At 64.3% G+C, this 12,629-nt stretch carries 13 protein-coding genes; 3 read left to right on the top strand and 10 right to left on the bottom strand.

The features are described from left to right. From AC5STB_RS03345 to rpmH, 10 genes are all read right to left on the bottom strand, one after another. The gene (locus AC5STB_RS03345) at positions 1 to 1,398 is read right to left on the bottom strand and encodes a PepSY-associated TM helix domain-containing protein (protein WP_495441575.1); all 1,398 of its coding nucleotides are present in this window, start codon (positions 1,396 to 1,398) and stop codon (positions 1 to 3) included. Positions 1,399 to 1,469: 71 nt separating this feature from the next. Further along, positions 1,470 to 1,835 (bottom strand): DUF2946 family protein, encoded by a 366-nt coding sequence (locus AC5STB_RS03340; protein ID WP_495441574.1) that lies wholly within the window; start codon positions 1,833 to 1,835, stop codon positions 1,470 to 1,472. Positions 1,836 to 1,840: 5 nt separating this feature from the next. After that, positions 1,841 to 2,488: a ribosome biogenesis GTP-binding protein YihA/YsxC gene (gene yihA / locus AC5STB_RS03335; RefSeq protein WP_495441573.1), complete on the bottom strand. Its 648-nt coding sequence runs from the start codon at positions 2,486 to 2,488 to the stop codon at positions 1,841 to 1,843. Continuing rightward, complete coding sequence (locus AC5STB_RS03330) at positions 2,488 to 3,240, bottom strand: MOSC domain-containing protein (RefSeq protein WP_495441572.1); 753 nt, start codon at positions 3,238 to 3,240, stop codon at positions 2,488 to 2,490. The genes yihA and AC5STB_RS03330 overlap by 1 nt, the downstream gene beginning before the upstream one ends. Then, positions 3,237 to 5,045 carry a membrane protein insertase YidC gene (gene yidC, locus AC5STB_RS03325; protein WP_495441570.1) on the bottom strand — a complete coding sequence of 603 codons (1,809 nt, stop codon included), beginning with the start codon at positions 5,043 to 5,045 and terminating at the stop codon, positions 3,237 to 3,239. The genes AC5STB_RS03330 and yidC overlap by 4 nt, the downstream gene beginning before the upstream one ends. A gap of 133 nt (positions 5,046 to 5,178) precedes the next feature. Continuing rightward, on the bottom strand, positions 5,179 to 6,720 hold the full coding sequence (locus tag AC5STB_RS03320; protein ID WP_495441569.1) for a putative bifunctional diguanylate cyclase/phosphodiesterase: 1,542 nt from the start codon (positions 6,718 to 6,720) through the stop codon (positions 5,179 to 5,181). A 66-nt stretch (positions 6,721 to 6,786) separates the two neighbouring features. Beyond that, positions 6,787 to 7,674 carry a tRNA 2-thiocytidine(32) synthetase TtcA gene (gene ttcA / locus AC5STB_RS03315; protein ID WP_495441568.1) on the bottom strand — a complete coding sequence of 296 codons (888 nt, stop codon included), beginning with the start codon at positions 7,672 to 7,674 and terminating at the stop codon, positions 6,787 to 6,789. Positions 7,675 to 7,729: 55 nt separating this feature from the next. Further along, the gene (yidD, locus tag AC5STB_RS03310; RefSeq protein WP_495441566.1) at positions 7,730 to 7,960 is read right to left on the bottom strand and encodes a membrane protein insertion efficiency factor YidD; all 231 of its coding nucleotides are present in this window, start codon (positions 7,958 to 7,960) and stop codon (positions 7,730 to 7,732) included. A 56-nt stretch (positions 7,961 to 8,016) separates the two neighbouring features. Continuing rightward, positions 8,017 to 8,442 carry a ribonuclease P protein component gene (gene rnpA / locus AC5STB_RS03305; protein WP_495441565.1) on the bottom strand — a complete coding sequence of 142 codons (426 nt, stop codon included), beginning with the start codon at positions 8,440 to 8,442 and terminating at the stop codon, positions 8,017 to 8,019. 23 nt (positions 8,443 to 8,465) lie between these two features. Next, a complete protein-coding gene (gene rpmH / locus AC5STB_RS03300; RefSeq protein ID WP_008554144.1) occupies positions 8,466 to 8,600 on the bottom strand; it encodes a 50S ribosomal protein L34 in 135 nt (44 codons plus the stop codon). Positions 8,601 to 8,966: 366 nt separating this feature from the next. Between rpmH and AC5STB_RS03295 the strand changes: the two genes are divergently transcribed. Genes AC5STB_RS03295 through AC5STB_RS03285 form a run of 3 tightly spaced genes read left to right on the top strand, consistent with a single transcriptional unit; the run spans position 8,967 to position 12,573 of the window. Next, positions 8,967 to 9,752 (top strand): TVP38/TMEM64 family protein, encoded by a 786-nt coding sequence (locus AC5STB_RS03295; RefSeq protein WP_495441564.1) that lies wholly within the window; start codon positions 8,967 to 8,969, stop codon positions 9,750 to 9,752. A 1-nt stretch (position 9,753) separates the two neighbouring features. After that, entirely contained in the window at positions 9,754 to 11,172 is a 1,419-nt protein-coding gene (locus tag AC5STB_RS03290; protein WP_495441563.1) for a dihydrolipoyl dehydrogenase family protein, read from the top strand. Between the two features lie 15 nt (positions 11,173 to 11,187). After that, the gene (locus AC5STB_RS03285) at positions 11,188 to 12,573 is read left to right on the top strand and encodes a sensor histidine kinase (protein WP_495441562.1); all 1,386 of its coding nucleotides are present in this window, start codon (positions 11,188 to 11,190) and stop codon (positions 12,571 to 12,573) included. Positions 12,574 to 12,629 lie beyond the last annotated feature (56 nt).

The following is a 12,629-nucleotide window of genomic DNA, read 5'->3' as shown; positions in this document are numbered from 1 at the left end:
TCAGCTTACCGCGCGTTTCAGTACCGGCAGGTTGCCGAGCAGCAGCACGTCAAAGGCCAGCACAGCCAGCAGCGCCAGGCCGGTGAGCGGAAAGGCCAGTGAGACGATGACGGCGATCAGTGCAGCACCCTTCCAGAACGGCATCTCTGCCGGTTCTGGCGGCGCAGCGAGGCGGGTAGCGCCCGCAGGGCGTCGCTTGACCCACATCACCAGGCCGGAGACGCAGACAAAGATCACCGCGAGGCAGAACACCACGTTCAGAAGGAAGCTCCATGTGCCCATCAGCCCCATGTGGAAGGGGATGCTGACGGCCATCGCCTTGCCAGCCCAGGAATAGTCGTCGTATTTCACGTCTGCCAGGATCTTGCCGCTGTACTGGTCCACATGCACGGTGCGGTCGATGAAGGGGCTGTCGCCGTCGCCGCTCATGCTGTCGCGGTTGAGGGTCCAGACGCCGGTCTCGCCGCCGGGATAGGCGAGGCGGAAGCGGCCCTCCATGCCCAGTTCCCGTCCCAAAGCAATCAGGCTGGCAGAATCCACCGCCGCGCCTTCGGCGACGCCGGTGATGCCTGCGCCCGAGCCGGAGGCGGGCATCGGGGTCTGTTCCAGCGCCCAGGGCACATCGTTGGTATGCCCGTGGTTCATGCTGGCGTGGATGTCATCGGATAAGGGTACTTTGTCCCATTTCGCCGCCGGGAAGGTGGACCACGCCTGCATCATTTGGCCGCCCCAGATCCCGGTCCACGACAGACCGGAGATCAGGAATATCACCAAGAGCGCCGACATCCAGAAACCGGAAACGGCGTGCAGGTTCTTCCACAAAGCGCGGCCGCGCGCGCGGACGTTGGGGACAAAGGCGCTGATGGCATTGCCGCGCGGCCACCACAGGTAAAGCCCGGTCAGCACCAGCACGATGCCCAAACCGGCGGCGATCTCAATCAGCCGGTCGCCGGTGTCGCCGATCAGAAGGGTGGAGTGGATATTGTCGGCCAGATCGTACCAGCCAGCGCGCCGGTCCCAGACCTCAATCACCTCGCCGGTGTATTGATCCAGCGCGACGAGGCGCTGGCCGTCATCGGTTTTCACCCGGAAGACGGCGGCCAGATCCGGAGCCTTGGGGCCGATCCATTCGGCGATGGTGCCGGGCTGGGCGGCCAGAACAGCGGCCTCCTGCGCGGGGATGCTCAGCTCAGCCGCGCCTTGGGCGACGGTGATCTTCTCGCCGTCGCGGCCGTCGAATTGGGTGATGAACATCATCATCAGGCCTGTGACGGCCAGCATGATCAGAAAGGGGATCACAAACAGGCCGGCATAGAAGTGCCAGCGCCAGACAGCGAAGTAGAATTTTTCAGTAAGCGGACGTGATTGGTCTGCGGATTGCGGTTGGCTTGGTGCCATGGTGTCTCTCCATACCGGAACGGGGCCGGGCGCGCGGGACGCCGGCTGAAATGTCAGAATTGTTCAGAAAATCAGGAGAGTGCGGGCGGGCCGCGGGCGTCATAGCGCCAGTGGAAGCCGGCGGTGTGATGGGTGAAAGCCTCGCGCGACCAGCGGTCGCTGAGAGGTGCGGCCAGGTTCAGGCCGATCAGACCGTCCGGCAGCAGCGCCACCGCGCCAAGACCGGCGAAAGGACAGCTGCGGTCCTCCATCTGCTCGGCCGGGGCATGGGATTCGCCGCCGTCGAGGTCAACCCAGGTTTCCACCGAGCCGGTGCCGGTACAGATAACCAAAAGCACCTTGCCGTCCTGTGCTGAGGCCGGCATCCAGCCGGAAGGGATCAGCCCGGCCACGGCCAGGGCGATTACAACCAGCAGCGAGGGCAGGCGGCTCAGCACGTTTGTTACAGCCCGGCGATGATGGAGCGCAGGGTGGCGATGCCATCGCCCTTCTCGGAGGATGTCAGCACGATCTCAGGGTAAGCGGCGGGGTGTTTCGCCAGCGCCCCCTTGACCTGCTCCAGCACCTTGGCGCGGTCCTTTTCCTTGACCTTGTCGGCCTTGGTCATCACGCACTGAAACGTGACGGCGGAGCTGTCCAGGAGCTTCATGATCTCGTCATCCACCGCCTTCACCCCGTGGCGGCTGTCGATCAGCACAAAGGCGCGGCGCAGGTTCTGGCGGCCGGACAGATAGCGTTTCAACAGCTTTTGCCATTGCTCCACCACCTTGAGCGGCGCGTTGGCATAGCCATAGCCGGGCAGGTCGACCAGATACAGCTCCGGCCCTTGGGTGAAGAAGTTGATCTCTTGCGTGCGGCCCGGGGTGTTGGAGGCGCGTGCGATGCCCTTGGTGCCGGTCAGCGCGTTGATCAGGCTCGACTTGCCGACGTTGGAGCGGCCGGCAAAGCAGACTTCCAGCCGGTCGGCATCGGGCAGGCCGTTCATCGCCACCACGCCCTTCAGGAATTCGGTCTCGCCTGCAAACAGCTTGCGGCCCGTCTCAGTGGAAATCTCGTCCGGCGCTTCGGCCAGGGAAAACTGCATCTGCATCACAGCACCTTAACCGCGTCGCCCAGGCGGATCTCGCCGCCGCGCACCACCTCGGCGTAAACCGAGAAATCCTGGTGGCCCCAATTGTTCTTGAGGGTCTTGAGCGTATCGGCGTCGCGTTCGCCGGTTTCGGGGTTGGCGGTGGTCGCCAGGCAGCGCACCACCCGCTCACGCACCGCAAAGACGGCTTCGCCGATCTGAACTTCGCGGCCGAGCCAGTCGTTTTCGGCCCAAGGATCATCCAGGTCGAACCAGATGTTGCCGCGCCAGCGCAGGGGCGAGAGGCCGTGGCCGATGGCCTGCTCCACCGCGCGGTGAGACGCCCGGTTGCACAGGGTGATCGATGGGAAATCCGTATCGGTCATGCCGCGCCCCGGCACCCGGACAATATGGGAGGATCCGGCCCGGTTCGCGGGCAAGAGCGGCTTTTCCCAGTCGAGGAAGCGCTGCAGATCCGCCGGGTTTTCCGGGTCGAAGGTCAGATCGGGGCGGGCCGGGTGGCTCAGCGTCAGCTGGCCGGTGGCATCGTCGAGCCGGGCATTGATCGCCATCAGCCCCGGCGCCTTGGCGCCGCGGGTGAAATTGGCACAGGGCACCCATTCGGAGCCATCCGCTGTGGAGGCCTCATGCGCGACCGCCCAAACGCGGTCGCCGGGCATGGTCTGCCCGGCGCTCACGGTGACGTCTTCCAGTGCCTCCCGCCCATGGGATTTGAGCGGGTGGCGCCAGATGTCTGTAACGGTATGCATCATTCCTTCTCAGCCTTGGGCTTCTTCTTGAAGCCCGACTTGATGTTGCCGAACACGTCCGGCGTATAGCCGTGGCTGCGCATGATCAGATACTGCTGGGTGAAGGTGATCGTGTTGTTGGCGATCCAGTAGACCACCAGGCCGGAGGCGAAGCCGCCGAGCATGAACATGAACACCCAGGGCATCCAGGCAAAGATCATCTGCTGGGTCGGGTCGGTGGGTGCCGGGTTCAGCTTTTGCTGCAGCCACATCGAGATGCCGAGCAGGATCGGCAGAATGCCGATGAAGACCAGCGCCAGCACGCTTTCCGGCGCCGGGGAGGCAAAGGGCAGCAGGCCGAACAGGTTCATGATCGAGGTCGGGTCGGGCGCGCTGAGGTCCTGGAACGGGCCGAAGAAGGGGGCGTGGCGCAGTTCCAGGGTGACGAAGATCACCTTGTAGAGCGAGAAGAAGATCGGGATCTGGATCAGGATCGGCAAACAGCCCGCGGCGGGGTTCACCTTCTCCTTTTTATACAGCTCCATCATCTCCTTTTGCATCTTCTGGCGGTCGTCGCCGGCGCGTTCCTTGAGCTTCTCCATTTCTGGCTGCAGCTCTTTCATCTTCGCCATGGAGGCATAGGATTTATAGGCCAGCGGGAACACCAGGATCTTGATCACCACCGTGAGGCCGATGATCGCCCAGCCCATGTTGCCGATCAGGACGTTCAAGTTATGCAGCAGCCAGAACATCGGCTTGGTCAGGAAGAAGAACCAGCCCCAGTCGATGACGTCCAGGAAGCCCGCGATGCCTGCCTTTTCGTAGCCGCGGATGGCTTCCCATTCCTTGGCGCCGGCAAACAGCTGGGTGGTGACTTCGGACGACTGGCCCTCTGCCACGGTGACGGTCGGCAGCACGATGTCGGTCTGGTAGATCTCGCGGCGCTCGTCGAACTTGGCGATGGAGCGGAAGCCCTGGCCCGGAGCGGGCACCAGGGTGGACATCCAGTAGTGGTCGGTGAAGCCGATCCAGCCGTCGGCCTCGACCTGCTTGATGCTGGATTTGGAGCCGTCGCGCGGGTCGGGATCAAAGTCGGCCATGTCGTCATAGTCGGTCTCGGCCAGTTCGCCGTCGGTCATGCCGACCAGGCCCTCGTGCAGGATGAAGAAGTTCTTCAGATCCGCAGGCTGGCCGTGGCGGGCCAGGGTGCCGTAGGGCGCCAGCGAGACGGTGCTGCCGGAGGCGTTGGCAACGGACTGGGTGACCGAGAACATGTAGTCCTCATCCACCGCGATGGTGCGCGAGAAGGTCAGGCCCTTGCCGTTGTCCCAGGTGAGCGTCACCGGGCTGTCCGGGGACAGGGTGGCGCCGTCCGGGGCAGACCAGACGGTGTTGGCGCCCGGCACATCGCTGAGCGTGAGGCCTGCACCCGGGGCCCAGCCATAAAGCGCGTAATAAGCGCCGGCCTCGCCCACCGGTTTCAGCAGTTTGACGATCGGGGAGTCTTCGTCCAGCGTCTCGCGGTAGTCCTTCAGCGACAGGTCGTCGATCCGGCCGCCCTGCAGCGAGATGCTGCCGGTGACGCGGGGCGTGTCGATGGCAACGCGCGGTGCATCCGGGGCGGCGGCTTCTTCCGGGGCGGTATCTGCGACCGCATCGGCCCCCGCGGCGCTGGGTGCGGCGGCGGTATCGCCTGCCGGGGCGGTCTCACTGATCGCGGTTTCCGGTGCCTGTTCCGGTTCCGGCGGCGGGAAAAAGGTATACCACCCCAGGATCACCAGAAAGCTGAGTACGGTTGCGAGAATAAGATTTTTGTTCTGATCGTCCATTGGGGACTGCCACCTCGTGTAGGGAAGGACACGTGGGGTTCAACAGAGGTGGGCCGCAAAGGTCAAGCAGAATCGGGCCGCACCGGGGCGTCAACAGGTCCCGATGCGGCAGAAAGTCAAAGGAATTGAGCCTTCAGGGTGTCTGGCGGCCGATCGCCGGCGCATCCTGCAGTTTGGCCTCGTGGGCGGTGATCCAGTCCAGTGTCTGGTCAAAGGGCATCGGGCGTCCGATGCCGAAGCCCTGCACATGGCCGCAGCCCAGCTGCGCCAGCAGCGCGTGTTCGCCCGCGGTTTCCACCCCCTCGGCCAGGGTGTCGAGGTCCAGCCGCTCTGCCATTGTCAGGATGGCAGAGATCAGTTTCTGCTGTTCCGGGTCCTGGTCCGCCTTCATCACGAATGTGCGGTCGATCTTGATGCGGGAGATATTAAAGCGGCGCACGGCGGAGATCGAAGCATGGCCGGTGCCGAAATCGTCCAGGTCGATCGGGCAGCCCAGCTCGCTGAGGGCGAGGATGTTGCGGGTGACCACATCGTCGGGCTGGTCGGTCATCACGGTTTCCAGGATTTCGACGCAGAGGCGGTCGGCAGGCAGGCCGAAGCGCTCCAGCTCCCACTTGATGCGGCCTGCAAGCCCTGGGTTGCGCAGCTCCTGGGTGGCAAAGTTGACGCCGACGCAAGGAACATTCACTCCGGCATCATCCCAGGCCTTGATGGCGACCAGCGCGTTGTAGAGCATTACCTGGCTCAGCCGGTCCATCAGGTTGGCTTCCTCCAGCGCGGGCAGGAAGGTGGAGGGCGGGATCAGCCCCTGCACCGGGTGCAGCCAGCGCGCCAGCGCCTCAAACCCCGAGACCCTGCCGGTATCGGTGCAGATCTGCGGCTGGAACCAGGCCTGAATCTGGCCGGTTTCCAGCGCCGCCGCGGCTTCCTCGCGCAGGCTGGAGCGGCTGCTGCCGCGGGCCGGCATATCGCTGGAGTAGGCACGGATGCCGCCGGGGCCGTTGCCGTGCGCCTCCGACAGGGCGGAAACGGCGGCGGCAATCCAGTCTGCGCTGGTGCTGCCCGGCGCGCGGCCGTGCTGGCAGAAACCGACCGAGGCAGTGATGTAAACGGTGGCGCCATCCAGCGCCAGCGGCTCCTCCGCCGCGCTTTGCAGGCGCCCGGCGAGCTGAATGCACAGTTCCAGGTCGAGCTGCAGGGTGGGCGCCAGGCAGATGGCAAACCGGTTGTCGCCGATGCGGGCGACGGTGTCATTCTGGCGCAGGATGGAGACAATCTGCGCGCCGCAATGCTGCATGATGCGGTCGCCTGCCTCCTGGCCGTGGCGGTCGGTCAGTTCCTTGTATTCGTCAAGTTCCAGCACAAACACGGCCGAGCGCAGGCTTGCGTCGGTGCAGTCCTGATAAAGGCGGGCGGTTTCCTGTTCGAACCCGTCACGCAGCATCATGCCTGTGACGGAATCGCGCGGCACGCCGTCGCCGCGCTTGGAGAATCCGCCAGCTGCGGCAAACAGCACCGGCAGGCCAAGGGCCACAGCCAGCAGCGCCGTTTCGCCGCCGAGCCAGAAGGTCGCGAGGGTCAAGGCTGGCAGAAAGGCAAGCATCGGCGGCCCGACAAGTGCCGTGGCAAGGAAATTCCGGAGCCGTTCCGGAAAGCCTGAACCCGTAATCTTCATTCTCAGACCTTTCGTCTGCAGCCGTCCATTCGGGGCTGAGACTAAGGTGCTGATCTAACCCGGGAGTTAACGCAGCTTGGGAATTGCGGAAATTTCCGGCCCGGAATCCTCATTCTTCAGCTCCAGACCCGCGAAATCGAATAATTTGGGGTCCAGAAGGTGCGACGGGCGCGCATTCATCAGCGCCCGGAACATCACCTGGCGGCGGCCCGGCGAATTTGATTCCCACTGGTCCAGGATCTGTTTCACCTGCTGGCGTTGCAGCCCGTCCTGGCTGCCGCAGAGATCGCAGGGGATGATCGGATAGTTCATCGCGCGCGCAAACTTCTCGCAATCGGCCTCTGCCACGTGGGCCAGCGGGCGGAACACGAACAGGTCGCCTTCCTCATTGACCAGCTTGGGCGGCATGGTCGCGAGGCGGCCGCCGTGAAAGAGGTTCATGAAGAAGGTTTCCAGGATGTCGTCGCGGTGATGGCCCAGCACCACCGCCGAGCAGCCCTCCTCGCGCGCGATGCGGTAGAGGTTGCCGCGGCGCAGGCGCGAGCACAGGGCGCAATAGGTGCGCCCCTGCGGCACCTTGTCGACGACAATGGAATAAGTGTCCTGATATTCGATCCGGTGCGGCACGCCCATCTTTTCCAGAAACTCCGGCAGCACCGTAGCCGGAAAGCCGGGCTGGCCCTGATCCAGGTTGCAAGCCAAGAGATCCACCGGCAACAGGCCGCGCCATTTCAACTCGTAGAGCACCGCCAGCAGGGTGTAGCTGTCCTTGCCGCCTGACAGGCACACCAGCCACTTGGGCGTGCTGCCGTCCTCGCGGCGTTCCACCATGCCATATTGCTCAATCGCCTCGCGGGCATAGCGCACGATGCGTTTCCTGAGCTTCTTGAACTCAGTGGTCGAGGGAGCGCCGGCAAACAGCGGGTGGATTTCGTCCAGATCATCATCAAGCATGGCCGCGCCCTAGCCGAGGCGCGCGCTTTTGCCAAGGAAAAAAGGCGTGCGGGCGCTAGTCGTGTTTGTCCGGCACCGGGTCATAGCCGTCGCCGCCAAAGGGGTGGCAGCGGCCGATACGGCGGGCGGTCAGCCAAGCGCCCTTGATGGCGCCGTGCTTGTGCAGTGCTTCAAGAGCGTAGGCGGAGCAGGTGGGCTGGTAACGGCAGTTGAAGCCGACCCAGGGGCTGAACAGCAGCCTGTAGGCGCGCACAGGCAGGGCAAAGAGATGGGCTAGCGGGGTCATGGCAGATAGATAGGGGCAGGGCGGCTGACAGGCAATGCGGCGAAAAGCCGGGGCATTTACTGCCCGTGGATCTTTTTCAGCGCGTAGATCAGGTCGCGCTTCAGCTCCTCGAACGGGCGCTGGGCGGTCTCAATGGCGCGGCCGATCAGGACGTAATCCCAGCCGGGGCGGCCGTGGGTTGGCAGAATCATCCGCGCGGCCTCGCGCAGGCGGCGCTTGGCGCGGTTGCGGGCCACGGCATTGCCGACCTTCTTGGAACAGGTAAAACCCATGCGGATGCCGCCGTCATCGCAGCGGTTCCGGCCCTGCACCATCATGCCCTTGGTGCCCTGCTTGCGGGCAGGCGGGCGGGCACAGGCGAGGAAATCACGGCGCTTGGCCATGACCTCGATCTGTTGCGCAGGAGATGCGCAAACGGACACCGCCGGAGGCGTGTCCCCGCGGGCAGCGTTGCCGTCCTTGGGGGCCTCCGGCGGTGTCATGTCCGTCAGAACAGGAACTGAGCTTATGCGCTCAGTTCTTTGCGGCCGCGTGCGCGGCGTGCGTTCAGGATCTTGCGGCCTGCCTTGGTGGCCATGCGCGCACGGAAGCCGTGGCGGCGTTTGCGAACCAGGTTCGAAGGCTGATAGGTGCGTTTCATCGCTCCGGTCTCCACATTTTTTTCGTCGGGTGCGCGGAATCGCCCGCCCGGGGTCTATCTCGAAGCCCGGTCTTTAGGAGGGAATGGCGGGTAAGTCAAACCCTGTGGGGCGGGAAATCACCTTTTGGGGTGAAAAATCATACCCAATTATGACCGCGCCGCAGTTTCAAGTGCAACATTTCTGCCAGAAACTGGCCCCGGACGGCCTGCCAGGACGCAGCGGACGTAACATGGGGCGGCTGATTCTGCCATAAACCTCACGGAATCCGCTGTTGCGATCAAGCGCCTGTGAGGCGGGCGGAACCTCCCTCGCGGAAGCGCCATTTAACACGTAGCAACAGACAAAGCGCAATTGAAACGGACCGGATGGGCGGCATGACAGAAACACCGGAAACAGAATCCGAATCCAAGGAGCAGGACAGCGCCAAGCCGGGCCTGGCGCGGCATCTGCCGCTGATGGCGGTGGTGGCAGTTGCGCTGATCGGCGCGGTGCTGCTGAAGGATTACCTGACCTTCGACACCCTGCGCGACAACCGCGAGGCGCTGATGGCGTTCCGGGACCAGAATTACCTTGGCCTGGTGGCGCTGTTCATGGGCATCTACATCGTGATCGTGGTGTTTTCGCTGCCGGGTGCGGCGGTGGCCTCGGTTACGGGCGGTTTCCTGTTCGGGCTAGCGGCGGGCGCCGCGTTCAACGTAATCTCTGCCACCATCGGCGCGGCGGGCATCTTTCTGGCGGCGCGTATGGGGCTGGGTGCCTGGCTCACGGCCAAGATAGAGGCGGCGGAGGGCCGGGTGCAGATGCTGAAACAGGCCCTGCGGAAAAACGAGATCGAGGTGCTGCTGCTGCTGCGGCTGGTGCCGGCGGTGCCGTTCTTTGTGGCGAACCTGCTGCCGGCGCTGGTGGGGGTGAAGTTCCGCAACTTTCTGTGGACCACCGCGTTGGGGATTATCCCGGGCGCTATCGTCTTTACCTGGATCGGTGTGGGGGTCGGCTCGGTCTTTGACCGCGGCGGCGATCCCGACCTGAGCCTGCTGTGGGAGCCGCATGTGATCGGCCCGATTCTGGGGCTGTGCGTGCTGGCAGCGATGCCGATCCTGGTGAAAGCGGTGCGCGGCAACCTGCGCGGCCAAGCAAAGAAGGACAGCTAACATGAGCCGTATCACATGTGATCTTCTGGTCATCGGGGCCGGTTCCGGCGGGCTGTCGGTGGCTGCCGGGGCCAGCCAGATGGGGGCTGACGTGGTGCTGCTGGAAGGCCACAAGATGGGCGGCGACTGCCTGAACTACGGTTGCGTGCCGTCCAAGGCGCTGCTGGCCAGCGGCAAGGCGGCCTATGGCCAGGCGCATACCGCGGATTTCGGCGTGGCGGATCAGGTGCCGCAACCGGATTACGCGGCGGCCAAGGAGCATGTGCGGCAAGTGATCGAAACCATCGCCCCGGTGGACAGCCAGGAGCGGTTCGAGGGCTTCGGCGTGCGGGTGATCCGCGAATTCGGGCATTTTGTCTCGGAAACCGAAGTTGCTGCGGGCGAGTACCGCATCACAGCCCGGCGGGTGGTGATTGCCACCGGATCGTCGCCGCTGGTGCCACCGGTCCCGGGGCTGGACAGGGTTCCCTTTGAGACCAACGAGACTTTGTTCGACCTGCGCGAGAAACCAGAGCATTTGCTGATCATCGGCGGCGGCCCGATCGGAATGGAAATGGCACAGACGCATGTGCGGCTGGGCTGCAAGGTCACGGTGATCGAAGGCCTGCGGGCGCTGGGCAAGGACGACCCGGAGGCCGCAGCGCTGGTGCTGGACGCCTTGCGCGCGGAAGGCGTCGAGATCGCTGAGGGCGCCATGGTCGCGCGTGTTTCCGGGCAGACGGGTGCCATCGAGGTCGAAACCAAGGACGGCAGCACCTTCCGCGGTTCGCATCTGCTGATGGCGGTGGGGCGTAAGGCGAATGTGGAGCGGCTGAACCTCGCCGCTGCCGGGATCGAAACGCAAGGCAATGGCATCAAGGTGGACGAGAGCCTGCTGACCACCAACCGCCGCGTCTATGCCATCGGCGATGTGGCAGGGGGTATGCAGTTCACCCATGTGGCGGGCTACCACGCCAGCGTCATCATCCGCTCTGCCCTGTTCGGCCTGCCGTCAAAGGCGAAGACCAGCCATATCCCCTGGGCCACCTACACCGATCCGGAGCTGGCGCAGGTGGGGCTGACCGAGATGCAGGCCCGCGACCGCTTTGGCGTCAAGCTGGAAGTGGTGCGGTTTGATTACCATCACAACGACCGTGCCATTGCCGAACGCAAGACTACAGGCTTCATCAAGGTGATGGTGGTCAAAGGCCGCCCCGTAGGCGCCACCATTGCGGGCCATCAGGCGGGCGAACTAATCGGGCTGTGGTCAATGGCCATCGCCAGCAACCTGAAAATGAGCCAAGTTGCTGCAATGGTTGCGCCTTACCCCACGATCAGCGAGATTAACAAACGGGCGGCGGGGGCCTATTTTTCTCCGCGGCTGTTTGAAAGCAGTCTTGTTAAACGCGCCGTGCGCTTTGTTCAGCGCAGGATTTCATGAACTGAAGGCCGCTTCATGCTCAACACGCTCTCGGGCAGATTCCTGATCCTGACCACGGTCTTTGTGATGCTGGCCGAGGTGCTGATCTTTGTGCCGTCGATTGCGCGGTTCCGCGAGGATTACCTGGCTGACCGGCTGGAACGGGCGCAGATCGCGTCGCTGGCGCTGCTGGCAGACGACATGCTCGAGACCGAGCTGGAAGCGGAGCTGTTGGAAAACGCGGGCGTCTACAATGTGGTGCTGCGCCGCGACGAAATCCGCCAGCTGATGCTGGCTTCACCGATCCCGGGGCAGATCACCGCCACCTATGACCTGCGCATGGCCGGTGCGATGACGCTGATCCGCGATGCGATGATGCGGCTGGCGACGCCCGGGAATGAGATTATCCGGGTGATCGGCGCGCCGGTGCGCGGGGCTGGCCTGCTGATCGAGGTTACCATGGAAACCGGACCGCTGCGCGCGGCGATGATCGACTACGGGGTGCGGATTTTAATCCTTTCGGCAGTGATTTCGGTCATCACCGCGGTGCTGCTGTTCGGGGCGGTGCGGATCGTGCTGGTGAAGCCGATCAAAGGCGTGGTGGGGTACATGCAGCGCTATGCGGCGGCCCCGGAGGATGCGCGCGGCATCATCCACCCCAGTTCCAGCGTGGTGGAGCTGCGCGAGGCAGAAGAAGCGCTGATGCAGCTGCAGACTGAGCTGACTCAGGCGCTGAAGCAGCGCGAGCGGCTGGCGCAGCTGGGCGGGGCAGTGGCCAAGGTGAGCCACGATCTGCGCAACATCCTGACCTCGGCGCAGCTGTTCACCGACCGCATCGAGATGAGCGAGGACCCGCTGGTGCGCCGCCTGGCGCCGAAGCTGGTCAATTCAATCACCCGCGCGGTGTCCTTGTGCGAGGGCACCCTGGCGTTCGGCCGGGCAGAGGAGCCGTCGCCAACCTTCGGTGTGGTCTGCCTGCATGAAATCACCGCCGATATCGCCGAGAGCGAGCAGCTGGCGGCGGACAGCGCGGCGGTGGAAATCATCAATGCGGTGCCCAAGCCAATGAGGATGCGCGCCGATCCGGAACAGCTGTTCCGCATCGTCCTGAACCTGGTGCGCAATGCCCGTCAGGCCATCGCCACCGCCGGCAGGCCGGGGCAGGTCAGGGTCGACGCGCGCGAGGAGGAGGAGGCCTGGTACATCACCGTTGCCGACACCGGTCCGGGGCTGCCGAAACGCGCGCAGGACAACCTGTTCACCCCCTTTCAGGGCGGTGCCCGGAAGGGCGGCACCGGACTGGGACTGGCCATCGCGGACGAACTGGCCCGCGGCCACGGCGGCACCGTTAAGCTGCAGCAAACCGGCCCCGAGGGCACCGTGTTCGAGATATGCCTGCCCAAAGGCGATGGCACGCTGTGACCCCGCTGGGGAGGCGCGCGCCGGAAAGTTGCAGGGCAGGGCGGTATTTTGGTTTT

Source organism: Leisingera sp. CC-HEC093 (assembly GCF_059429195.1).
This window is presented reverse-complemented; position numbering and strand designations above follow the sequence as displayed.